The organism is Amycolatopsis heterodermiae (assembly GCF_034929455.1).
Lineage (GTDB): Bacteria > Actinomycetota > Actinomycetes > Mycobacteriales > Pseudonocardiaceae > Amycolatopsis > Amycolatopsis heterodermiae.
Genome location: NZ_JAYFSI010000006.1, coordinates 78557 through 102900, shown reverse-complemented (window position 1 = coordinate 102900; position 24344 = coordinate 78557). Strand labels below are relative to the sequence as shown.

General features: G+C 69.2%; 18 protein-coding genes. 11 read left to right on the top strand and 7 right to left on the bottom strand.

Annotation, left to right across the window (positions count from 1 at the left end; all coding sequences use genetic code 11):
* The first annotated feature begins 270 nt into the window (after positions 1 to 270).
* Positions 271 to 6792, top strand: coding sequence for a HEAT repeat domain-containing protein (locus VA596_RS25350; RefSeq protein WP_323330645.1), 6522 nt, complete (start codon positions 271 to 273; stop codon positions 6790 to 6792).
* 378 nt (positions 6793 to 7170) lie between these two features.
* Entirely contained in the window at positions 7171 to 7644 is a 474-nt protein-coding gene (locus tag VA596_RS25345) for a hypothetical protein (protein ID WP_323330644.1), read from the top strand.
* 1 nt (position 7645) lies between these two features.
* Here the strand turns inward: VA596_RS25345 and VA596_RS25340 are convergent, their stop codons facing one another.
* The 5 genes from VA596_RS25340 to mftE form a co-directional block, all read right to left on the bottom strand.
* Positions 7646 to 9373 (bottom strand): NAD-binding protein, encoded by a 1728-nt coding sequence (locus tag VA596_RS25340; protein ID WP_323330643.1) that lies wholly within the window; start codon positions 9371 to 9373, stop codon positions 7646 to 7648.
* A 683-nt stretch (positions 9374 to 10056) separates the two neighbouring features.
* Positions 10057 to 11232: a pre-mycofactocin synthase MftD gene (gene mftD, locus VA596_RS25335; protein ID WP_323330642.1), complete on the bottom strand. Its 1176-nt coding sequence runs from the start codon at positions 11230 to 11232 to the stop codon at positions 10057 to 10059.
* Positions 11229 to 12659 (bottom strand): mycofactocin biosynthesis glycosyltransferase MftF, encoded by a 1431-nt coding sequence (gene mftF, locus VA596_RS25330; RefSeq protein ID WP_323330641.1) that lies wholly within the window; start codon positions 12657 to 12659, stop codon positions 11229 to 11231. Before mftF ends, mftD begins: the two co-directional genes overlap by 4 nt.
* Complete coding sequence (locus VA596_RS25325; RefSeq protein WP_323330640.1) at positions 12656 to 13441, bottom strand: mycofactocin-coupled SDR family oxidoreductase; 786 nt, start codon at positions 13439 to 13441, stop codon at positions 12656 to 12658. The genes mftF and VA596_RS25325 overlap by 4 nt, the downstream gene beginning before the upstream one ends.
* 223 nt (positions 13442 to 13664) lie before the next feature.
* Positions 13665 to 14354: a mycofactocin biosynthesis peptidyl-dipeptidase MftE gene (gene mftE, locus VA596_RS25320; protein WP_323330639.1), complete on the bottom strand. Its 690-nt coding sequence runs from the start codon at positions 14352 to 14354 to the stop codon at positions 13665 to 13667.
* 92 nt (positions 14355 to 14446) lie between these two features.
* Between mftE and mftR the strand changes: the two genes are divergently transcribed.
* Positions 14447 to 15079 carry a mycofactocin system transcriptional regulator gene (gene mftR, locus VA596_RS25315; RefSeq protein ID WP_323330638.1) on the top strand — a complete coding sequence of 211 codons (633 nt, stop codon included), beginning with the start codon at positions 14447 to 14449 and terminating at the stop codon, positions 15077 to 15079.
* Positions 15080 to 15083: 4 nt separating this feature from the next.
* Here the strand turns inward: mftR and VA596_RS25310 are convergent, their stop codons facing one another.
* Complete coding sequence (locus VA596_RS25310) at positions 15084 to 15740, bottom strand: GntR family transcriptional regulator (RefSeq protein WP_323330637.1); 657 nt, start codon at positions 15738 to 15740, stop codon at positions 15084 to 15086.
* A 55-nt stretch (positions 15741 to 15795) separates the two neighbouring features.
* Entirely contained in the window at positions 15796 to 16371 is a 576-nt protein-coding gene (locus VA596_RS25305) for a hypothetical protein (protein ID WP_323330636.1), read from the bottom strand.
* Positions 16372 to 16405: 34 nt separating this feature from the next.
* Here VA596_RS25305 and VA596_RS25300 point away from each other — a divergent pair, with 34 nt between their 5' ends.
* The 8 genes from VA596_RS25300 to VA596_RS25265 all read left to right on the top strand — a co-directional run bounded on the left by VA596_RS25300 (position 16406) and on the right by VA596_RS25265 (position 24316).
* Complete coding sequence (locus tag VA596_RS25300; protein ID WP_323330635.1) at positions 16406 to 16885, top strand: hypothetical protein; 480 nt, start codon at positions 16406 to 16408, stop codon at positions 16883 to 16885.
* A 219-nt stretch (positions 16886 to 17104) separates the two neighbouring features.
* Complete coding sequence (locus VA596_RS25295) at positions 17105 to 18064, top strand: ArsR/SmtB family transcription factor (protein ID WP_323330634.1); 960 nt, start codon at positions 17105 to 17107, stop codon at positions 18062 to 18064.
* Between the two features lie 174 nt (positions 18065 to 18238).
* Positions 18239 to 19246, top strand: coding sequence for an Lrp/AsnC family transcriptional regulator (locus VA596_RS25290; protein ID WP_323330633.1), 1008 nt, complete (start codon positions 18239 to 18241; stop codon positions 19244 to 19246).
* Positions 19243 to 20130 (top strand): polysaccharide deacetylase family protein, encoded by an 888-nt coding sequence (locus tag VA596_RS25285; RefSeq protein ID WP_323330632.1) that lies wholly within the window; start codon positions 19243 to 19245, stop codon positions 20128 to 20130. Before VA596_RS25290 ends, VA596_RS25285 begins: the two co-directional genes overlap by 4 nt.
* The gene (locus tag VA596_RS25280) at positions 20127 to 21419 is read left to right on the top strand and encodes an MFS transporter (RefSeq protein ID WP_323330631.1); all 1293 of its coding nucleotides are present in this window, start codon (positions 20127 to 20129) and stop codon (positions 21417 to 21419) included. Before VA596_RS25285 ends, VA596_RS25280 begins: the two co-directional genes overlap by 4 nt.
* Positions 21419 to 22198 carry an SDR family NAD(P)-dependent oxidoreductase gene (locus VA596_RS25275; RefSeq protein ID WP_323330630.1) on the top strand — a complete coding sequence of 260 codons (780 nt, stop codon included), beginning with the start codon at positions 21419 to 21421 and terminating at the stop codon, positions 22196 to 22198. Before VA596_RS25280 ends, VA596_RS25275 begins: the two co-directional genes overlap by 1 nt.
* Entirely contained in the window at positions 22191 to 23177 is a 987-nt protein-coding gene (locus VA596_RS25270) for a ketopantoate reductase family protein (RefSeq protein WP_323330629.1), read from the top strand. Before VA596_RS25275 ends, VA596_RS25270 begins: the two co-directional genes overlap by 8 nt.
* Entirely contained in the window at positions 23174 to 24316 is a 1143-nt protein-coding gene (locus VA596_RS25265; protein WP_323330628.1) for a M20 family metallopeptidase, read from the top strand. The genes VA596_RS25270 and VA596_RS25265 overlap by 4 nt, the downstream gene beginning before the upstream one ends.
* Positions 24317 to 24344: the final 28 nt, after the last annotated feature.

The window sequence follows — 24344 nt, the reverse complement described above, 5'->3', positions numbered from 1 at the left end:
GTCCGCGATGGCCTTGTCCTGCACAGCCCCGCGTTTCCCGGCCATCTCCCAGCGGCGCTTCAGCGTGATGCGTCGTGCCACGTGGCGCCGGAGTCAAGAGATCGTTTGATTCGATCATCTCGTGACGATGCCTACCCGAACTCGAATCCAAGGCTTGGGACCGTCGCGAACAGGCGCCTAAACGTCCGCCCGGCCAAGCGCCATGACCTTGATCGAAGCGCACAGCTATACTCGGTCGACTGCATGGCGATGGTTCCACATTGGTTCGACATGCCCACCAGAGAACCGACCGAATCGCATCATTCCAGTCCTGCATATTATTTCCGCGCTCGTGATCATGATCAACCACCCACGCCTGCCACCGAGGATGTCAGCATGAGTTCATCCGATAGCACGCCGCCTGGTTCGAATCGCGCGATCCCGGTACTCCGCGCCGCACGATCCTCGCCACCTTCGCTTCGGGTATATGTCTCCTCGACCTATCAGGACCTCAAGGATTGCCGTCACGCCATCCGGTTCGCCCTTCAACGGATGGGGCTGGACGACATCGCCATGGAGACGTACGTTGCCGACGAGGATCGGCCGGTCGACCGATGTTTGGATGATGTACGGTCGGCCGACCTCTACATTGGTGTTCTGGCTTGGCGGTACGGCTTCGTACCGAACGGTGAGGACCGCTCGATCACCGAACTCGAGTACCGCACTGCAGGAGAGGCAGGTATCCCGCGGCTCATCTTTGTGCTGGAACCTGATGCGCCGTGGCCACGCTCAGCCATGGACAAAGACTCCTCCCGGGTCGATGCATTCCGCGATCACGTCCTCGAAGCGCATGTGTGTGACACCTTTCTGTCCGCAGAGGATCTCCGGGCCAAGGTCGCCGAGGCGGTGAGTTTGCACTTGCAGGATCAGCATGGAATCACTGTGGGCGCGGACGCCGCCTGGGACGCGTATTGCGAGCGCTTGATACAGGAATATCGTCGCCTGGATCTCGAGGCCTTGACCCCACCCGACCGCGACGAGCATCTGCAGATCGCACTCCGGGACGTCTTCGTCGAACCGCTTGTCCGGGAAGACATGCCGGACACCGAGCTGCCCAAGGAATTGCTGCGCAAGCTCGCTGAAACGGCTGACTCGACCAGTTCGAAAGTGCCACGAGGGCTCGACCGCTACCTGGTGGAACAAACACGCGACTCGTACCGGCGCCAACCCGCCCGAGGCGCCTTCGATGCGCTGATTGCGCCGTTGGCCCGTACATGTGTACTGCTCGGTGACCCCGGTGCCGGAAAGTCGACGCTCGCCCGGTATCTGGCGCTGGCTTTGGCGGAGAAGCGCCCCGCGCCGGCTCTCGCCATACTGGATAATTGGCGGCCAATCCTCATCGAGCTGCGAGACTATGCGTTGAACTGCGAGGAGTACGAAACTTTCGGCGAGTATCTCAACTACCGCCAGCGCACCGACGGCATGGGAATAGAGCAGGACACGGTTGAATCCTATCTTCGCCAAGACGGGCGCGTGTTGGTGGTCTTCGACGGACTGGATGAGATCTTCGAGCCACGGTTGCGTGAGACCGTGTCTCGCCGTATCGCCGGATTCGCCGCCCAGTTCCCAGCCAGCAGGGTAGTGGTGACCTCACGGGTCGTCGGCTATCGACCGAGGGTCCTCCGGGATGCAGGCTTCGTGCAGTACACCGTCCAGGACCTCGACCCCGAAAAAATAGATACCTTTCTCCGCGGCTGGTATGAGCTGGCTCTGCACGATCGTCCGGCAGCAGTCGAAATACGCCGGGAGCGGCTCACCCGCGCGATCAAGGACTCCTCGCCGATCCGGGAGCTGGCCGGCAACCCTCTGCTGCTCACCATCCTCGCGATCATCGGCAAGCACCAGGAGTTGCCGCGGGAGCGCTGGAAGGTCTACGACCACGCGGCCAGTGTCCTCGTACAGCACTGGGATGTCAACAAGCACCTGGTCGACGAGAACATCGACGCGGACGTCATCCGGGAGGACGACAAGAAGGAGCTCCTGCGCAAGCTCGCCATCCGGATGCAGGAGGGAAGTCATGGATTCGCCGGCAACAGTTTAGCCGAGACCGATCTGTTCGAGGACATCGAGAACTACTTGATCGAACGTTTTCGGTACGAGCCACCGAAAGCAGCTGCGATCAGCACGGTCATGGTTAAACAGCTGCGCGAACGCAATTTTATCTTCGCCCGGTACGGTTCTGGGGTATATGGCTTCGTCCACCGGGCCCTGTTGGAGTTCTTCAGTGCCGGCGACATAGTCAACCGATTCGAGAAGACCCGTACCTTGTCCGAAAACGACTTGGTCGAAAAGGTCTTCCTAACACGCAGTGAAGACCCCGCCTGGGCGGAAGTACTTCGACTGATCGTCGGCATGGTGGATGCGGTAGTCGCCACCAGGCTGGTCGAGCATCTCCTCACCAGCACTGGCACCCATCGTTCCTCGGCCCTAGACCAGCGACCTCTTGCAGCGGTGGCACTAGCGGCACAATGCATCGCCGAGATCCGCAACGTGCATGCGGCGGCCACTGCGGCCGAACGCACTCTTGGCGCGGTCATCGAACTGATCGAGTCACCTGTCCGATCGTTCGGCGATGACAGGCGCGAGACGCACCTCCACGAGACCGTCCTTCCCGCTATGAACGCCGTCTCCGCGTGGCCGGGACGCTCCGCGTTTCGGGACTGGTTTGCCCGAAGCGGGCGATACGCCACCACTGCACCTGCGGCAAAACTCGGTGCGCAGTTCCTCGCCGCACTTTTCCCGAACGACGACCAAGTTCGGGAACAACTGCACCAGAACGCTCGAAGCGGTATTCCGCACCAGCGTGAAGCGGCACTGTTGGGGCTTGCGCAGTCCTGGAAAAGTGATTCGCAAACCATGCAACTCGTCGAGAAAGGCCTGTACGACGAGAAAGCCTTCGTCCGTCGTACCAGCCTCGACTTGTTGGTAACCCACTGGCCGGGCAACGACCGCGTGCGCGAGGTGATGATCCGTGCCTCCGAGGACCCTGACGCGAGCGTACGTCGCCGGGCGATCGAAGCTCTGGCACAGCACGCGACCCAAGTCCGAGATGCCTGGCCGACCGTAATCCGGGCACTGCGTGAAGACGGGGCTCACACTGTACGCGACGCTGCTGTAACGGCCCTGGCCTCCGACTCAGCAAACCCACAGGACACGTTAGCGCTCCTCCTCCAAGCGTGTTGCGACCCGGCGTGGCAAGTTCGTCGATCAGCCTTGCGCCTCGTGGTCGCCCGCTTCGCCACTGAGCCACCGGTACTTGAGCGAGTGCTCGCCGCTACCCGGGACGCCGATGAGGACGTCCGGCAGACTGCGGTCGAATCACTGGCCAGCCGATGGCCCGAAGCCCCCGAATCCGCAAGCACCGTCTGCAGGGCCGTCCGCGATGTCGACTCCAAAGTGCGGCGTGCCGCGGTCCGCGCGATCGCCCGACATTGGCGTGAAATTCCCGAGGCTGCCTCAGCTTTGAAACTCGCGCAGACCGATTATGACGGCGATATCAGGGTAACGGCGCTTACTGTATGGACCGATCCGATAAGCCAAGAAATGGAGTACATTGGCATCCTGAACTCGATCGTTACCGACGATCCGGTCGCCGACGCCCGACGAGCCGCACTTGAGGTACTTGTGTCGGAGGCCGCCGAATTCAGTGGCCCGGCGCTGGCCAATGGAATGGTCGACCCTGACTCGGAAGTCAGATCGGTCGCTTTGCGCAGACTGTCGGGCATAACCCCAGACCTGTCTCATTTTCGGCCTGCTGTGGTACGTCTGTGTGAGGACGCCATCGACAATGTCAGGCAGAAGGCCATCGAAGTCGCGGCACGGTTCTGGGGAGACAGGCCCGAAGTGGTAAGAATTCTGCTCCGGGCCACCCGGGCCGAGTCCTGGCAGTTGCGCCGGGTGGCGTTGGAATCGCTGGCCGCACGCTGGCCCGACACCATCGAAACCCGGCAGGCGTTGCGGAGGGGCCGGCGAGATCCGTCCGGTTCGGTGCGCCACACGGCGACGACTGTGATGGTGAGCCTCGGGCGAGACACCAGGGAGCGTGCCGCCATGGTCGAGGCAGCTACCACCGATCCGTACGTCTGGACGCGGCGGTGGGCTGCGTCGTTACTCTGCGCTCTGACGATGGACACGAACGGGCAACCCGGAGCAGACAAGGAAAGCAGCGAGCACCCGCCGATGAGCGAAGCGGCACTGGACGCCATTGCCAGGTCCGAATTCGACGAAACGGCGATATCGAACGTTTGTGCAGCCACGGACCATGCCGATGCCGACGTGCGCCTGACGGCCTACGAAATCATCAATGCCCGGCGCGGCACATTTCCCGGCGCGCTAAACCTGATTACCAGAGCGTCTCGCGACTTCGACCCGTCAATCCGCCTACTCGGACTGTCCGCGCTACTGGCGGCTTGGCCGGAACACAATCAGACAAGCGTTGCGCGTCGCCGCGGCCTCACTGACCCTTCGGACGAGATCCACCGGCTTGCGCTCGAGTCATCGATCCTTCGGGAACCGAACGCGCCCGCGACGCGCCTTGCCATGACCACGGCGATCACCGCCAATGACTGGGCTACCCGGCGGCTCGCTTTGGACACCCTCTGCCTTCGGTGGCGCGACCAGCCCCAGACTCTCTCCACCCTGCAGGCAGCGATGCACCATCCCGACGAGAGTATCCGCCAGGTGGTCATGGATGTCCTGCGAGGAGTCTGGCCGAACGACGAGTCGACGTTCGACACGGTGGCCAGTTGCGTGGGCGATCCGGCCCCCGGTCGCCGCACCCAGGCGTTGCGCAGCCTCGCCACTGGTTGGCCGCGTGACAACCGGGTCCGCGCCTTTCTGGAGACCTCCCGTCGCGACCACATTTCGGACGTGGCCACCGCGGCCTGGGAACTGCAACGTGGCGCGGACGACGACCAAGCCTTCGACGACACTTGTCGCACGGCTGATCTGCGGCACCCTGACGTCGTCTGCCGCTGGCTGGCCGCGGACAAGCTGGCGCGCAGATCGCCCGTCACGACCGATTCAACAGACTTGCTGCGTCTCGGCATTCGGGACACCAGTGAAGCCGTCTGGTCATCCATCCGATTCGCCTTACTGACGACGACCGATGATCAGCAGGTCCGTTCGGTCCTTCGGACTGCCCGCGTTCATCCGAGCTATCGGGCACGCATCATCAACCTTCAGGTTCAAGCAGGGAGGTGGCCGGCATCGACCGAATCGTGTGCTGTCCTGCGGGACGCCATGGACGACGTCGATTTTCTGGTTCGAATGACTGCGCTCAACCTACTCATCGAAGCCGACCCCGAAGCCGCGTCCTCCCTCGATATCGCCGTCCGGTCGTCGACTGATCCCGACTGGGAGATACGGGCTTCCGCTCTCCGGCTGCTTACGACGTGCTGGTCGGACGAGTCACTGACTCTTGATCGACTCGCCATGGCCAGCCGTGACTACATCCCGAACAACCGGAAGTCCGCGCTGGAAGCTCTGCTGGTGGGATGGCCCCGACACCCGAAGACACTGGCCGCTCTGACCGAGGCGAAGACCGATGTCTCCGTGTTCGTGCGGGATTTCGCCCGCCTTACGTCTACTCAGCTACATCCCGAGCCCCTGCCCTCGACGGAGTCCGTCGCAGACCCGCGGTCCGGGGCGCTCGAACAACTCAGGCAAGCGGACCTTCAACTGCCGGATGATTCTGCATCACCGCAGATCGTTCTGAACCTCACAAGATCGACGGACCGGCTGATCCGCGGAGAAGCATTGCAGGTCCTCACCCGGCGATGGCCGGACTGGACAGAAACACATCTGGCATTGTCTCGAGCATTGGACGATGACAACGTCCAAATTCGACAGAATGTGGCACGAGAACTGACATGCAGGCTGCCTGACTCGTCTTTCGCTGTCCCGATGCTTCGCCGTGCGACGAGGGACTCCAATTGGTTTGTCCGGTACAGCGCCGTTCAACTGCTGGTACTATGGCGCATCCCGGAGGCTCAAGCCGCGCTGTTCGAGGCCGCGAAAGATCAGGATCTCAGCGTCAATCTCGAAGCTGTCAAGGGACTTGTCGCCGGATGGCCCGCCGACGACAATACCTACGAGGCGCTCGGGTGGGCAGTCTGTTCCAGCTTCGACTGGCAGCACTACCTGGCCTGCGAGCGCTTGAGTGGACGCGATTCCAACGAGGTGCCGAATCGCTCGACTCTCCTTGCTTCGCGGCGTGTGCCCGAGCTTCTCCTCCTCGCGGCCCGATGGGGCGAGGACCCGGACGTGGCGGTAGTTCTCCGCGAACATCTTCCACACCACGACATCCTCCGGGCGATGACGCTCACAGCTATCCTGGCCCGATCAGGCGACGATCCCGGCAATCGGGATCTGCTTCTGTCGGTCATGCGAGACGAGTGTCCCGCCGTCCGGCGAATCGCGCTTGAGGGTCTCATCCGAATGAAAGACTCTGCTTGGACCTCTGCCGCTGTCAACGATCCAGATCCTGATCTCCGCTACCTGCTGACCACTTTCCGCAGCCTCAACGACAAGTCACCGATGTTCTCGACAGAGATCGTCGAAATATTGCGCGGTAACGCCGACAGCACCTTCTCCAGTTTGCTGTTCCAGCTTGCCAACACGCGGGCATCCACCGGGTTGCTCGACCCGGCGGCATTGGCGGAAGCAACGCGCGGCGCGCCCTACCTCACCGAGGTCGACGTAGAGTGGCTTCAGTGGCTAGTGGGAGCCGTCGCAGACTCACCGAGGCCCTAGATCCACTGCAGGGAAATTGCAGCCAAGCGACGGGAGAATCCGCACAAATGCCGTCAGGATGAGGTGGATCGGGTTGGTCCTGACGGCAATCGGGCCGACACTGCGACCCACAATTTGCACAAATCCACCGTAGCGATGCCGTGCATTGTCAGCTGTGCGACAGCAAGGCTCGATCTCGCTGTCCTGATACTTGGAGCTGAGCACTCCTCGAAGGTGCCTGCGACAGGGGGGCTCGACCGCTCCGAACGCGCCTCCGCCTCAATGGCGTGGATGTAGCATGACATGTCCGATGGTCGATTGCCGAACACACATCGCGCTGCGCGCCCGTGTCGCCTGCGCAGGTAGACCATCGGCATGTGCCCGAAGAGTCGTTGGAGGATGATGTCGATCATCGGAGTGACCGGGCATCGGGAGCTGACAGCCGCGATCACGACACATGTGCGGGCCCAGATCGTCGCGATGCTGCGCGAACAACCGAATCCACTGCTTGGCCTGGGCAGTCTGGCCGACGGTGCCGACCAGTTGTTCGCCGAGACGGTCCTACAGGAGGGTGGACGGCTGCATGTGGTCTTGCCGGCCGCCGGGTATGAGAACACCCTGCACGACGGCAAGACGTATCAGCGACTGCTGGCCGCCGCAGCCGAAGTCACCACGCTGGACTTCACCGAGCCCGGTCCGCCGGCGTATGAGGCCGCCGGCCGATACGTAGCCGAGCGCTGCGACCTCCTTGTCGCTGTGTGGGACGGTGATACACCTCGGGGGCCGGGTGGGACCTTCGCCGCGGTGAGCTATGCGAGGAGTATTGGCAAGCCCGTGCGGATCTGCTGGCCGGACGGAGCTGTCAGGCCCTGAGTCACGGCGGGGAAATGGCGAGCCGGAGGATCTGGAACCCGGCACCGACCAGAACCCTCGGCAAAGCGCGGACGAACATCCGGTTCTTCTCTCGAGCCGACTCCGGGAGTTCGTCCCAGTCCACGAGGTTCGGATGTCTTTGTTCTCCGCGATTTGGACCGTAAATGTATCCTCGTGCTCGGCGCTCCTCGGCCCACCGTTGATGCTCCATCCTGGCGAGCTGCGCCACCTCGTCGGGCGCGCTCCGGAAGGCGAAGGACATCGTGCTATCGAAAACGGGAACCGCTATACACCCGATCGCGCTCAGCTTCTCTCCGAGGTGCCTGGCCTGTGCGCGGTTGGCGTTCTTGAGATCCTCCGCAAGGGCTTCCCACGGGGCCATTGACGGGTTGGCCGACGGAGTATCGCCGTTCGCCGCACACTGCGCGACGTACTCGTCATGCAGTGAACGAGCGATCTCCTCGACGGCAGCTCCCGCTTGGATCGCGTCAGGGCGACACGCTTCGTCCAGCGCGCCGAAGATCCGCAGGGACCCCGAGACGTCGTCGAACAACCTGCCACTCGCGCCATGAAACGCTTCATTGAGTTCGGCGCCGCGCTCCCTCACGCGCACGGTGACCTGGACCTCGTGGTCACGCAGCGCGCGCAGAATCGACAATCCGATCTTGACGGCTACGACGTCGTCGTCGGCACACACGAATACCCGGTCCGCAGATTCCAGCAGGCCGGCGTGTTCGTTGGCCAGAGACGTGAGCTGCGCCGGCACGAACCTGACCTCGCAGACTGTGTCCAGCGCCGGAAACCGCTGGCGCAGTCGATCGCCGAAGGCCGCCGCGTACGGGCCCGCCACCGTGAGAATCAATCTGGCACGTCCGAGGTTGACATGTACTCGCCAGCGGCGGGCGAGTTCGAGCGCAAGCGTCTGCCCGAAGTCATCCAGCCCTGCGACGAGGATGTGCGGCGCAGCACCAGTCGATCTCGTCGTCAGGGGACTGTTCTGTGCGAGTACTCGTGCCGCGATCTCGTCTGTGCTGAACAGCACCAGCCGGAACTCATGGTTACCGGTGCGGCCCAGCCCGCGGGCCAACAGCGCTGCCCGCAGGTCTCGGTCAGGTACCGATGCGAAGCAGGTCAGTGGAATCTGCCTGCCAGCGTCGACCGCTCTGGCCGCCACCGCGATCGACGTGTTCGCCACGCTGCCGGATGACATCGCATACACGCTCTCGGCGTTTGCAGTACCCGCACTGCGCAGCACCGTCTCGTCCGTCGGATCCCCCACGACAACCGGAACCCTCACCCGCCGGCACGCATTCACCGCGTCATCCGACGGCCGCTGATCGACCAGCACGACACTCGATCCTTTCGCGCGCAACCGGCTGACGAGCAGCAGCGCGTCCCCGCCACTCCCACACACCACCACGTGGCGCCTGGACGACCTTGCCCGCCATTGCTGACGCTGGGCAGCGAAAACGGTGGCAAACACCTCTATCACAGCAGATGCCGTCACCATCGGTCCGAGGAACCGCGCGAGGTTCAGCACCGCCGGCATCGGTCCGCCGTTCTTGACCGGCTCCGCCGCGACGAAAAACAGCTGGATACTGTAAAACAACCGATCGAGGAAACCACGACCGAACTCCGGGCGCGACGGCAGGTATGCCGCGAAGCCGATGAGGCCGAGACTTGCTGTGACCACGGCAAGGATGCCGAACACTAGCAAGCGGACACTCATGGCGGATATCCGGCGGTCAGTGGACCTGCCCCTGATGCCGACCATGTCCCTCGTCTCTTCCCAGTCGGATGATTTATCTCATATCGAAATCCGGTGATTTACGTTACCCGGGAATGCTCCCAGCTACTCCGTTCAGGTGATGCTCGACCGTTGTGACGGCGTCTGCGGCCCGACCGATCTGGTATGTGGCCTCGGGCAACGAGGAATGACCGCTGCCGGACCGTGAGAGGAAGCACGCGTCACCCATAGCCACGGCAGGGACAGGATGCCCACTCCCGTGTCAAACATATGAAGCAAGGTGACAGCCTCACCCCGACGCGGAAACCTGTAGGCACGTTTCCCGGCAAAGACCACTCCGGCCGCAGCGGCCGGTTGCGCTGGGCAAAGTGCAGTGGCATCGTCGGAGCCTCCCGGGCAGTTTGAACAGTCCCAGCCACGGCAGGCCGACACACCGTCGGCGGGCTCTTGGGCACGCAAGGAGTCCGATAGTTGAGCAGCGCGGTCCCTGTAACTTGGGCGATCGCGCCCGGTCGGCCAACAGCAGGTCGCAAACAGGCGACCAACCGGCAAGCTTCACGAGCTCGAGTAGAGAGGCCGGAACATCGGCAACCGCGCCCCGCAGCATACACCAGACGCCGCGTTGCCCCGTTCCGAATTCGTCAGAGTGCCGGCAGACTAACGAGTCACATCACGGCGACGCCCAGGTCGGCTTCGAAACCCGGCGGAACCAGTACGTCCGAACGGCTCAGCTCGCCCACACTCTGCTTCCCCAACGCCAGCAACGTCGAGTCGATGCCGCCCCGCAGCACGTCCAGGACGTTCTCCACGCCCGCCTGCCCGTCCGCGGCCAGGCCCCACAGGTACGCGCGGCCGATCAGCACGGCGCGCGCGCCCAGCGCGAGTGCCTTGACGACGTCGCTGCCGCGGCGGATCCCGCCGTCCAGCAGGATCTCCACCCGGTCGCCGACGGCCTCGGCGATGGCCGGGAGGGCGCGGATCGTCGCCGGGGTGCCGTCGAGGTTGTTGCCGCCGTGGTTGGACACCGAGATCGCGCTGACGCCCGCGTCCACCGCGCGGCGGGCCTCGTCGACCCGGATGACGCCCTTGAGCAGGAACGGGCCGTCCCACTGCGCCCGCAGCCAGGCCACGTCCTCCCACGACGGCGGCGGCGTCTGCATCCACTGGCCGTAGGCCCCGAAGAACGTCGGTGCCGGTTCGCCGGGCGAGGCCATGTTCGGCACGCCGAGGTCCGGCAGCGCGCGCGTGCGCACGTAGTCCAGCAGCCACCGCGGGTGCGTCAGGCCCTCCGGCGCGAACCGCAGCAGCTCGCGGAAGGTCAGCCGTTCCGGGATGTGCGGGCTGCCCCAGTCGCGGCTGTGCGAGAACGACCAGTCCAGCGTCAGGATGATGCCGACGGCCCCGGCGGCGCGGGCGCGCTCGAGACGGCGCTGGATGTCCTCGCGGCTGCCCGTCCAGTAGACCTGGAAGTACGTGTTCGGGTTGGCCGCGACGACCTCCTCGATCGGCTTGCTGCCGAACGAGCTCAGCCCCATCGACGTCCCGCGCGCGGCCGCGGCCCGGGCCACGGCGACCTCGCCGTCCGGGTGCACCGCCTGCACCCCGGTCGGCGAAATCAGCACCGGCAGCGCGACGTCGCGGCCGAGCACGTGCGTGCTCAGGTCGCGCTCGCCGAAGTGCCCGGCCGTGCGCGGGGCGAAGCGCAGTTCGTCGAACGCGCCGACGTTGTCGGCCAGCGTCAGGCCCTTTTCGGAGCCGGCGATCAGGGCGGAGTAGACGGAGCCGGGGAGACGCTTCTTCGCTCGTCGCTGCGCTTCGGCGACCGATTCGAACCAGGTCATCGTTTTCCCTTCGGGTCGATCTCGAGCGGGCGCCGGACGAGCACCGGGCGCACCGGCACCGTGGTGCGGTGCGCCAGGCACCCGGCCCAGACGCCGGCGCCGTAGGCGATGTCGTCGGCGATCGCGGCCGCGGTGTAACGGACGGGACCCAGCTCCGGCCGCCGCCCCGCCCACGCGGTCAGCGGCGGGCCCAGCAGCAGCGAAGCGACGGCGGCGCGGCGGCCCCAGCGCCGCCGTCCGCCGGGGACCAGCAGCGCGGCCAGGAGCGGGGCCGCGAACTGCGTGCCGTAGCGGCCGCAGCCGAGCCAGGTCTGCCGGACGGCGGTGGCCATCGCGCGCACGACCCCGGCGTCCGGGACGTCGTGGGCGTGCAGGAGCTTGCGCATGCTGCCCACCGAGCCGCCGAACGCCAGCGCGGCGAGCACCGGACGGCGGGCCAGCAGCGCGCCGACGGTCACCGCGGGCCAGAGGTGCAAAGCCAAGGGCGCCAACGCTTTCGGGTGCCGCAACGCCAGTGGTGCGGCGGACGTGCCGTAGCGGGCCCGGCGCCCGAGCAGGGCGCGCCAGGTCTCCGGCTCGTGGTGGCCGACGGCGACGTCCGGGGCGTAGCGGACCCGGAACCCGGCCTCGTGCAGCCGCCAGACGAGGTCGACGTCCTCGCCGACGCGCAGCCGCGGGTCGAAGACCGCGCCGTCGGCCGCGACCGACGTCAAAGCGCTGCGGCGGGCGACGAGCGCGGCGGTCGGCACGTACGACGTCCGCGTGCCGGGCGCGACGCGCGCAGGCCGGTCGCCGAGGTCGAGGCTGCCCGCGGCGCGGGTGTAGCGGCCGGCCCAGTTGTCCGGCGCCAGCGCGCGCACGCGGGGCGCGACGGCGGCGAGCAGCGGGTCGGCGAAGTGCTTCGCGAGACCGTCGACCCAGCCGCTCGCCGCGACGCAGTCGCTGTCCAGGAAGGCGACCAGCTCGGTGCCGACGTGGTCCAGCGCGGTGTTGCGCGCGGCGCCGGGGCCGCCGTTGACGTCCCGTCGCACGAGCTTCGCGCCGTGCGCGGCGGCCACGGCCGCGATCGCGGCGGCGTCGTCGGAACCGTCGTCGACGACCAGGACGGGGTACGCCTTGCCGAGCCCGGCCAGGCACCGATCCAGCAGCTCCGCGCGGTCGCGGACCGGGACGGCGACGGTGACGTCCGCAGGCGCCTCGGGCTCCGGGGGCACGGGGTGCGCGAGACCGGCGTCGGTGAGCCGGCGGGCGAGCGTGCCCGTGACGGCCGAGGTGACCGGGCCGTCGCCGAGGTCCTGCCAGGCCTGGCGCCCCGCCCCGGTCAGCCGCAGCACGCGGGCCGGGGAGCCGCCGAACCAGAGGCCGTCGGCGAGTTCGCGGGTGTCCTGGTCCAGCGCGATGCGGAACCCGGGCGGCAACGGCGTCACAGGGCCAGTCCTCCGTCCACCGGCACGACCGCGCCGGTCATCCCGCCGCTTTCGGGACTGGCGAGGAACGCCAGCACAGCGGCGACTTCCGCCGGGTCGAGGAGCCGGCCAGCGGGCTGCTGATCGGCGAACGCGGCCGCCTCGGGCAGGTCGTAGAGCCGGGCGCTCTCGGCGAGGATCGGGGTGTCGGTCGAGCCGGGGCTGACGGCGTTGGCCGTGACGCCGGTGCGGCCCAGCTCGGCGCCGAGCGCGCGGACCAGCCCGGCGACCCCGGCCTTCGCGGCGCAGTAGGCGGCGAGCATCGGCAGGCCCCGGGTCGCGGCGGCCGAGGCGACGGCGAGAAACCGCCCGTCGCGTGGTTCGGTCCGACGAAGCAGCGCGGGAACGGCGGCCCGGGCGAGGTGGATGACACCGTTCAGATTCACTTCGAGGACGGCTTTTTCCTGTTCGGCCGGGACTTCCCAGAGCGGCACTCCCCCGGCGATCACGCCCGCGGCGGCGATCGCGACGTCGAGCCCGCCCCAGCGGCGCTCGGCCTCGGCGACCGCGGCGGCCATCGCGGCGGGATCCCGGACGTCGGCGACGAAGGCCGCGGTGTTCCCGCCCGCCTTCTCGACCACAGTGGACAGTTCGGCGGCGGTGCCCATGGGGTACGGGAGGGCCGGGTCGTCGGCGGTGACGTCAACGGCGAGAACGGCGTAACCCTGTTCGGCGAGCCGGAGAACGGTCGCGGCACCGATCCCGCGGGCCGCGCCGGTGACGAGAGCGGTGCGGATGCTCATCCGACTACCGCCAATGTGTCCACACGGGACAGACGGACCGCGGACCGCGGCGCCGATGCACCCACGGAATGCCGGTCGGCACCCTGCCATTCGGGCCCGGCGATCGCGGTCATCGCGCCACGACCGGGCGCCAGGAAGCCAGCGTTTCCAACGAAGGCAAGAACAGTCGCCGCCGTCGCGCCACCACCAGGCGCATGTCCACCGTGGACACAAGCAGTCGCGGTCACGCGACCACCACCGGTTGCCAAGCGTCCACATGGGACACCAGCGCCTCGACCAAGCGCGCCAGCAACTCCCGGCCCTCCTCCGCCGTCGCCGCTGTCGGGTCGCCCAGGACTCCGGTGACCGTCACCGCGCGGACGCCGCCCTCGCGCAGCAGCGGCAGCAGCTCCCCCAGCGGCCGGCGGTCACCTGGCTCCGCGCGGTCCATCCGCACCGCGCCCGGCCGCAACGCCAGCTGCAGCGCCGTTTCCGGCCGCCCGGCGTGCGGATCTCCCGGCCAGCGCGGCTGGAACACCTCGACCTCACGCGATTCGGCCCGCAGCCGGGCGACCGCTCGCGCGACCGGGCCCGCGTTGCCACCGTGGGCCGAGACGAACACCAGGCGGCCGAACGTCTCCGCGGCCGAGCGGCCCAGCTCCACCAGCAGCAGCTCGGTTGCCTCCTGGCCGATCGACAGCGTCCCGGCGAAGCCCGCGTGCTCGCCGCTGGAGCCGTACGCCACCGGGGGCGCCACCAGCACGTCCGGGCGGGCCGCGGCGAGGCCGAGGCACAGGGCCGCAGCGATGTCCGTGTCGGTCGTCAGCGGCAGGTGCGGGCCGTGCTGCTCGGTCGCGCCGACCGGGATCGCGAGGATCGCCCCGGCCGCCGCGCGCTCGGCGACGTCCGGCGAGGACAATTCCGCGAGTCGCATCACCAGCTCCTTTTCGGCACCCTGTGACGAATGTCAGGCAGAGTAATGTCACGCGGTGTCAGAAACAAGCCTCACGAAGGAACCGCACTCGGATGACCGAACCGTCCCCCGTCGCCCGCCGCGGCCGTCCACCGGGCACCAGCGCCCGTGAGCTGGAGGTCATCGCCCTGCGCCTGTTCACCGAACGGGGCTTCCACGAGACGACCGTCGACGAGATCGCGGCGACCGCCGGGGTCAGCCGCCGCACGTTCTTCCGCTACTACGACGCCAAGTCCGACGTGCTGTGGAACGAGTTCGACAACGAGGTCGGGACGATCCGCAAGCTGCTCGCCGACGCGCCCGCCGGCCTGCCGGTGATGGACGCCGTCCGCGAGGCGGTGCTGGCCGCGAACCACTACCACGCCGAGGACGTCCCCGAGCTGCGGATGCGGATGAGCCTGCTCAGCTCGGTGCCCGAGCTGGCCGCGAGCGCGACGATCCACTACGACGCCTGGGAACGCGCGGTCAGCGCCTACGTCGGCGCGCGCACCGGTCAGCCCGCGGACTCGCTGTACCCGCTGGCCGTGGGCCGGGCGGTGCTGGCGGCGTGCCGCGCGGCCTACGAACGCTGGTCGGCCCGGGCCGACGCGGACCTGACCGTCTACCTGGACGCGGCCCTGCGGGCGTTGACCGCGGGATTCGCCGACGCCGCGCTCACGGCCGAGCCGTCGCCATCCGAAAGTTGAGGCGTCACTTACCGGTCAGGATGTCGAACGCGTGCCGGCGGTGGGTGGCGAACAGCTCCAGCGCCGCCTCGCGGTCACCGGCGCGCAGCGCGGCGGCCAGCTGCCGGTGTTCCTCCGGGATCGCGGCGAGGTAGCCGTCGGCCTCGACCCCGACGCGGGTCAGCAGGAAGAGGTGCACCTGGGAGCGGATGGCCTGCCACGCCTCCAGGAGCCGCCGGTGGCCTGCGGCGGCGTACACGGCGTCGTGGAAGTCGATGTCGCAGCGGACCATCTCGTGCTCGTCCGCCGCACGCGCCATCCGGGCGACGGCCGCGTCGACGTCCGCGAGCCCCTCGGCCGGGGCCCGGTCGATCACCAGCGCGACGGCGAGCTGTTCGAGGGCCGCGCGCAGCGTGTCCAGCTCGGCGACGTCCTGCTCGGACAGGCTCGTCACGGTGGCGCCGCGGTGCCATTCACTGCGCGCCAGGCCTTCCCGCTCGAGCCGCAGCAGGGCCTCCCGCACCGGCCCGCGGCTGACGCCCAGCGCGGCGGACAGCTCCACCTCCCGCAGCTGGCTGCCGGGCGGATAGGCCCCGTCGAAGATGGCGTCCCGGATCCGGTCGGCGACCTCGTCGGCCAGCCCCCGGCGCCGCGCGGGCACCACCCGGCCGGGTTCGCTCATCGCTGTCCCTCCTCCGCGGTTTGTCGCGATGTTAACAACCACGGTGGCCGAGCCGTCACAGGTCCGAAGCGCGCCGGAACGCGCGGTCCAGCATCACGACGACGGTCAGGCCCAGCAGCCAGCCCAGGACGAAGCCGACGGCCACCGGCCACGGCGCCGGCGTCCGTGACCAGCGGTATCCCGCGGCCAGCGCCGCGGCGGCGAGGCCGAGGAAGCCGACCCCCTCGAACGCCAGCCGGGTCGGGTGCGCGAAGTTCCAGCCGGTGACGCTGAACCAGCCGCGCGTCGCGGGTGCCGCCAGCGCCGAGGTGCGCCACGACTCCCACCGGACGTGGCCGTCAAGCCGTTCGGCCAGCGACTCGCGCAGGTAACGGCGGATCAGCTTGATGTGGAAGTCGTGCAGCAGGTACCGGCTGCCGAGCAGGTACGAGGCGAACGGGATGAGCAGCACCAGCGCGAAGTTCGCCGTGGAGATCGCGACGCTGGCGATCGCGCCCGCGGAAGCCAGCTGCAGCGCGAACACGTTCCACTGGACGGTCGCGCGCCGCTCGACCTCCGTCCGGAGGGCGCCGTACTCGGCGAGCAGGATCTGCGTGCGGAGCGCCGGATCGTCGTCGCCGGGCTGGGCCATGCCACCAGGATCCCACGTGGGCCAGGATGAGCGGGTGTCCTCCGAAGACGATCGCGAAACGCGCTCACAGCTGCAGGTCCTGGCCACGTTCGTCCGGGCCGAGCTGGCCGCCGCCGGGCTGCCCGTCACCCCCGAAGACCACCCGCCCGGCACCGCGGGCGCCGTGGTCGGCATCGACCCGACGGAGCTGGACGGAGTGGAGGTGGGCTGGCGGACCCACGCCATCCTGCTGGACGCCGCGCAGGACGCCTGGGCCGACGACCCGCTCGCCGAGGGGGCCGAATACGCCGCCTTCTCCCGGCAGGGCACCGCGATCGCCGAGGCGATGAAGGACGCGCTCCGCCGGATCCTCACGGCTGCCGGCTTCGCGGTGGCCGACAGCGGCAACGACTACGCACCGCACGGCCTCCTGGTCACCGGCCGCCCGGAGGTCTCCCCGTGGGAGGCCCGGCGCAGCGCCGCTCTGCACCGTCGTCAGGAGAAGATGATCGCCGTCTGGAACAACCGGGGCTAGCGGCCGCGCGGCCCGGTCACGAGACGTGCCCGCAGCCGTCCCCCAGCCGGCTGCGGGCCGTCCCGCCCAGCAGAACGTGCCAGCGGCGCGCGAGCGGGGTCAACCGGCCCGAAAACGTTTCGCACCTGGCCGAAACGTCGTGTGACGCTCACCTCCGCCTCCCCCGCGGAAACCCGCTCCGACCAGCGCTAGTCTGCCTTCGAAAGGGGTGCGCCCGGCATGTTGGAAATTCACTTCACGGACGCGGACCTGGCGAAGCTGACCATCGCCGAGGACGCCGACCCGATGTGGGAGCTGCTGATGAGCAGCTACCGGATCCGGCGACCCGAGGGCGAGCCCTTCTTCGGCCGGTGGCGGCGGGGGTCACGCTCCGCGGTCCCCGAGTCGGGGCGCCTGCTCATGACCGCCGTCCCGCCGTACGGCTACTGCCCGGACTTCCTCACCCCGCCCGGCACCGCCACGGTCGGCGACGGGATCGCGGCCGTGCTCGAAACCCCGCAGCGGATCCTGGCCGCCGACGTCTCCGAGCTCGCCGCGCAGGGCACCCGCGTCCCGCCGTGGCTGCGCCGCGTCGGCGACGGCGACACGCGCGACCTGCGCCGGCTCGGCACGGCCCTGCACGACTACTACCGGCAGTGCCTCGCCCCCGACTGGCCGGTGATCCGCCGCACCGTGGCCCGCGACCGGCGGCGGCTGCAGTCGAGCCTCGAGCGCGGCGGCCCGCAGCTGCTGCTCTCGACGTTGCACCCGGACATCACGTGGAGCCCGCCGGTGCTGCGGGTGCGGTTCCCGGTCGAGCAGACGCTCCACCTCGGCGGCCGCGGGCTGCGGCTGCTCCCGACGTTCTTCGCCCACGGCATGCCGACGACGTACAAGAACCCCGGGCTGCCGCCGGTGCTCGTCTACTCGATCGGCCACACGAGCCTGGACAGCGACGCCGAACCCGGCCCGTCACTGGCCGCCCTGCTCGGCCAGACCCGCGCCCGCGTCCTCATGACGGTGGCGATCACCCCGTGCAACACGAGCGAGCTCGCGGAGCTGACGGACATCTCCCTGGCCACGGCGAGCCAGCACGCGTCGATCCTGCGCGCCAGCGGCCTGATCACCAGCGCGCGGGTCGGCAAGTCGCAGATCCACCGGATCACGCCGCTGGGGCTGGGCGTGATCCGCGCGAGCTGAGCCCTTACGCGTACCGCGGCGGGGGGAAGACGCGGGTGAAAGGTGTCCAGCAGCTCGTGGTGCTGCTCCGGCAGGTGGCGCGCGGCGCGGGCGCGCTCACCCGCGACGTCGCTTGAAGCTTTCTTGCATCCAGACCCCTTGACTTGACGTTTTCCTGCACGCAGGATGCGTTTTGTGCAGAACGAAGTCAAGACGACCGAGCTGGACCGGCGCATCGCCGGTGCCCTGCAGCTGAACGGGCGGGCCTCCTGGGGGGCCGTCGCGCGGCACGTGGGCGCCAGCGAATCCACCGTGCTGCGGCGCGCCGCGCAGCTCACCGAGACCCGGCAGCTGCGGGTCATCGCCGTGCTGGACGTGCTCCGGTGCGGCCTCGGCGTGCCCGTGCTCGCCCGGCTGCGGTGCCGGCCCGGCACGGCAGCCGGGGTCGCCGAAGCGCTCGCCGCGCGGCCCGAGGTGCGGTACGCGACCGTGCTGGCCGGCAGCGCCGACTGCTCCGCCGAGTTCGTGCTGCCCTCCTACCGCGACATCGCGCGGCTGCAGCGTGACGGGTTCCCGGCGGCCGGCGACGTCCACGACGTCGAGACGTTCGCCGTCATGCGCACCTTCACCTCCAACCACGACTGGGACTCCGGCGAGCTGAGCCCGGAGGCCGTCACCGACCTGCGCGGCGGTGACGTCCGGCCGTTCGAGGAGCAGCACTGGGAGCGCCCGCCCGAGCAGCTCGACGAGCTGGACCTGGCGATCTGCGCGGCGCTCGGCGAGGACGGCAGGCTGCCGTTCAAGGAGGTCTCCCGCCAGGTCGGCACCAGCGAGTCCACTGTGGCCCGCCGGGTCGACTCCCTCGTGCGCCGCGGCTGCCTGCGTTTCCGCACCCTGGCCGAGCCCGCGATGTTCGGGTACGCGCTGGAGTTCATGCTCTGGCTTTCGGTCGTCCCCGGCGAGCTGGACCGCGCCGGGCAGCAGCTCGCCGCGCACCCGGGCACCAAGTACCTCTCGGCCACCACCGGCCGGTTCAACCTGGTGGGCCAGATCGTGCTGCGCCACTACGGCGAGCTGTACCGCCACACCACCGACGTCGTCGGCGCGCTGCCCGGGCTCCGGGAGGCCGACGTGACCCTGCAGGTTTCGACGCTCAAGCGCGCGTGGGCCCCGACGCCCGCCGCCAGCTTGGAGGACGCATGACCGAACAACCCTGGCTGTGGGACGAAAAGACGTGGCGCGGGCACGTCGAGCACGTCCGGGCGGGCCGCCCGCTGCGCCCGGAATCGTGGCCCGGCGGCGCGAAGGTCGCCGTGGCGCTGTCGTTCGACTCCGACCACGAGACGCCCGCGCTGCGCGACGGCGACGTCCTGGCCGGCAAGATGGCGCAGGGCGAGTACGGCGCCCGCGTCGGCGTGCCGCGATTGCTGCGGCTGCTCGAACGGTACTCCGCGCCGTCGTCCTTCTTCGTGCCCGCCGTTTCGGCGTTGCTGCACGAGGGCGAGGTCAAGTCCTATGTGGACAACGGGCACGAAGTCGCGCTGCACGGCTGGATCCACGAACGCAACACCGCGCTGTCCGAGGCCGAAGAGCGTGACCTGGCCTTCCGCGCGGCCGACGTCCTGGAGCGGCTCGCGGGCACCCGGCCGGTCGGCATCCGGACGCCGTCGTGGGACTTCTCCGCGCACACGCTGGTCATCACCCGCGAACTCGGCCTGAGGTACGACTCGTCGCTGATGGCCGACGACGACTGCTACGAACTGCTCGAACACGGCGAGCCCACCGGCGTCGTCGAACTGCCCGTGGAGTGGATCCGAGACGACGCGCCGTACTTCATGATGGACCGCTTCGCGTCGCTGCGGCCGTACACGCCACCGCGCGGGGTGCTCTCGATCTGGCGTGACGAGTTCGACGCGGCCTACGCCGACGGCGGCCTGTTCCAGCTCACCATGCACCCGCACATCATCGGGCACCGCTCGCGGATCGCGATCCTCACCGAGCTGCTCGACCACATCAGCGGCCACGACGGCGTCTGGTTCGCCACGCACGCCCAAGTCGTCGACCACGTTCTCGGGGAGCGGCCATGACCACCGTCTCTTCCACTTCGGACGTTTCCCACCGGTTGACGGCCCAGCAGCGCAAGGCGATCGTCGCCGGTGCCGTCGGCAACACCGTGGAGTGGGTCGACTGGGCCGTCTATGCGACGTTCGCCCCGGTGTTCGCCGGCCAGTTCTTCGCCGGGGGCAACGACACCGCGGCGCTGCTGTCCACTTTGGCCGTGTTCGCCGTCGGGTTCGTCATGCGGCCGGTCGGCGGCGCGGTGCTCGGCGCGTACGCCGACCGGCGCGGCCGCAAGAAGGGCCTCACGCTCACCATCTCGCTGATGGCCGGGGCGTCGATCGTGATCGCGCTGTGCCCGACGTACACGCAGATCGGCGTGCTGGCACCGATCGTGCTGCTGCTGGCCCGGCTGGTGCAAGGCTTCTCCGCGGGCGGCGAGTTCGGCTCGTCGTCGGCGTTCCTCATCGAGTCGGCCGCGGCCGGGCGGCGCGCGTTCGCCGGGTCCTGGCAGCAGGTCTCGGTGGGCCTCGGCTCGCTGCTCGCGGCGTTGATGGGCACGATCCTCAATTCGACGCTGTCCGACGCCGACCTGCACGGCTGGGGCTGGCGGCTGGCGTTCGGCATCGCCGGGCTGCTCGGTCTCGTCGGCCTGTGGCTGCGGCAGTCGGTGCACGAGACGGAGGCGTTCACCAAGGTCGCCGCGCAGCCGCGGCGGCGCAACCCGGTGGTCGCGATGGTCCGCGACCATCCGGGTGCCGCGCTGCGCGTCGCCGGCGTGACCATCGCGGGCACGCTGATCTACTACGTGTGGGTCACGTACATGCCGACGTACGCGCACCTGTCGACCGGCATTCCGCTCAAGACGGCCTTGCTGGCCAACACGCTCGCGATGGTCGTGTTCATCGTGCTGCTGCCGTTCGGCGGCCTGCTGTCGGACCGGCTCGGGCGCAAGCCGACGATGACGGCGTTCGCCGCCGGGTTCGTGGTGTTCGCCTGGCCCGCGTTCCACTTCCTGGCCAACGGGTTCTGGAGCGTGTTCGTCATCGAGCTGATCGGGCTCGTGCTGATCGTCGGGTACTCCGCCAACTGCGCGGTGATCATGGCCGAGCAGTTCCCGGCCGAGGTGCGCACCACCGGGATCGGGCTGCCGTACGCGCTGGCCGTGGCGATCTTCGGCGGGACCGCGCCGTACGTGACGACCTGGCTCAACGCGAACCACCTCGGCAACCTGGTGTGGGTCTACGTCGCGGCGGCCGCCGTGGTCGGCGTCGCGGTGTACCTCACGATGCCCGAGACGAAGGGAAAGGAGCTGTAGTGCGCACCGTGCTCGTCACCGGCGCCGGCGGGGGCATCGGCGCCGCGATCGCCGACCGGTTCGCCGCCGCCGGTGATCGCTTGGTCCTGGCCGACCTGCGTCTGGTCGAACTGTCCACAGTGGCCGGACGGCTGCGGGCCGACCACGGCGCCGAGGTCGTCGAGCTGCCAGGGGACCTCGCGGACGCGGACCACGCGTCCGGGCTCGTGGCGCAGGCGGGCGCGATCGACGTCCTGGTCAACGCCGCGGGCATCTACCCCGCCACGCCGCTGCTGGAGATGACCGCGGCGACGTGGGACCGGGTCCAGGACGTGAACGTGCGCGCCGCCATGCTGACGACCGTCGCGTTCGGACGCGCCGGGCGGCCCGGCGCGGTGGTCAACATCTCCTCCGGGGCCGCCACCCGCGCCCGGCCGGGTGCGGCGCACTACGCGACGTCGAAGGCCGCGCTGGAGATGCTGACCAAGGCCTGCGCGGTCGAACTGGGCGGGCTCGGCATCCGCGTGAACGCCGTCAGCCCCGGCTTCGTCACCGTGGACAGCGACGCCAACCCGGTCACCGAGGAGTACGCGGCGGCGGTGTCGGTGAACCCGCTCGGGCGCCGCGGGGAACCGCGGGAGATCGCCGACGCGGTGTTCTGGCTCGCCGGGCCCGAGGCGGGCTGGATCACCGGCGCGATCCTGCGCGTCGACGGCGGTTCCACCGCGGGCGCGGCGGGGCTGCCCCTGCACTGGTCCGGCGGCACCACCGTCCAAAAAGGAGAGGAAGCACATGCCTGACCGGCGTTCGTACACCGTGGTCGGCGGCGGCGCGATCGGCGGGACGCTCGCCTTCCACCTCGCGCGGGCGGGTCACGCCGTGTCCGTTGTGGACGCGGATGCCGCGCACGTGGCCGCCATCGCGGACCGCGGCCTCACCCTGCGCCGTCCCGGCGGTGACGAGACGGTGGACCTGCCCGCCTTCGTGCCGGACGCCGCTCCCCCGGTGCTGGGCCGCGTGCTGCTCGCCGTCAAGGCGCAGGCGACCGAGACCGTTGTGCAGTGGCTGGAACCGCGGCTCGCGCGCGACGGGTTCGTCGTCTCCCTGCAGAACGGGCTGAACGAGGCGCTGATCGCGTCGTACGTCGGCGCCGAGCGGACGGTCGGCGCGTTCGTGAACCTGTTCGCCGACGTCGCCGAACCCGGCGTCGTGCGGGACGGCGGCCTGGGCGCGCTGGTCGTCGGCGAGCCGGACGGGCGGATCAGCGACCGCGTCGAGGAGGTCGTCGCCGACCTGCAGGCCTGGGGCCCGGCCAAGGCGACGGCGAACGTCGAGGGTTATCTGTGGGCGAAGCTCGGCTTCGGCGCGATGCTGACGACGACGGCCCTGGCCGACGCGCCGATGGCCGACCTGATCGACCGGCACCGCCCGCTGATGCACGCGCTCACCGCCGAGGTGCTCACGGCGGCGGGCGACCGGACGCTGGAGGCGTTCGACCAGTTCGACCCGGCCGCGTACCTGCCGGGCGCGTCCGGGCGCGAGGAGGCGACCGACCGGCTGGTCGCGTGGCTGCGCACCCAGCCGAAGGACCGCAGCGGCATCTGGCGCGACATCGCCGTCCGGCACCGGCCGGTCGAGGTGCACCACCACTACGCGCCCGTGCTGGCGGAAGCGGACGTACCGTTGCTGCGGGCGATGCTGGCGCGGCTGCGGGACGTCGAGGCCGGCGCCGCGGCGATGTCCGAAGACCACCTGAGCGAACTGGAGCGAAGCCTGTGATCCGGGAGTTGCACGAGTGGGTGCGGGCGCACCGCGACGAGCTGCTGGCCGACGTCAACGCGTACGTCAGCATCGAAACCCCCAGCGACGACAAGGAAAGCCTCGCGAGCGGACTGTCCTGGGTGGACGGCTGGCTGCACGAACGCCTGGGCGCGCCTGCGTCGGTCCGTGACGTCGACGGCGGCGTCCACGGCGACATCAAGGTCTACGACTTCGCCGGTGCCGGCACCCCGGTCCTGATCCTGGCCCACTACGACACGGTGTGGCCGCTCGGCACCCTCTCCGACTGGCCGTTCACGGTGGACGGCGACCGCGCGACCGGGCCGGGGATCTTCGACATGAAGTCGGGCCTGGTCCACGCGGTGTGGGCGCTGCGCGCGCTGGACGCGGCCGGCCTCCCCTGCCCGGCCGTCCGGCTGGTCCTCAACGGCGACGAGGAGATCGGCAGCCCGGCGTCCCGCCCGGTGATCGAGGAGGCGGCGGCGGGCACGAGCGCGACCCTGGTGTTCGAAGCCAGCGCCGACGGCGCGGTGAAGACCGCCCGCAAGGGCGTGGGCCTGTTCCGCGTGCGCGCCACCGGCGTCGAGTCCCACGCCGGCCTGGACCCGGCCAAGGGCGCGAGCGCGATCGACGAGCTGGCGCGGGCGATCCTGACCCTGCACGGCCTGTCCGACCCGGCCGCCGGCACGACGGTCAACGTCGGCGTGATCACGGGCGGGACCAGGCAGAACGTGATCGCGGGAGCGGCCTCGGGCGAGATCGACGTCCGCGTGTCGAGCGCGGCCGAGGCGTCCCGCATCGACGCGGGCCTGGCCGCGCTGACGGCCCACGACCCGCGGGCGACGGTCACCGTGGAAGGCGGCTGGAACCGCCCGGTGATGGAACGTTCGGACGCCATCGCCGAGCTGTACGGCTTGGCCCGGTCCTCGGCGGCGGAGCTGGGGGTGGCGCTGGAGGAGTGCTCGGTGGGCGGAGCGAGCGACGGCAACTTCGTGGCAGCACTGGGCCACCCGGTCCTGGACGGCTTCGGCGCCGTCGGCGACGGCGCACACGCGCGGCACGAGCACATCAGCGTGGCGGGCATGCTGGAACGCACGGCCCTGGCGGCCGCGGTGCTGCACAAGCTCGGGAGCGCTTGAAACCCGGTGGCCCCAGGCGGTCCGGCCG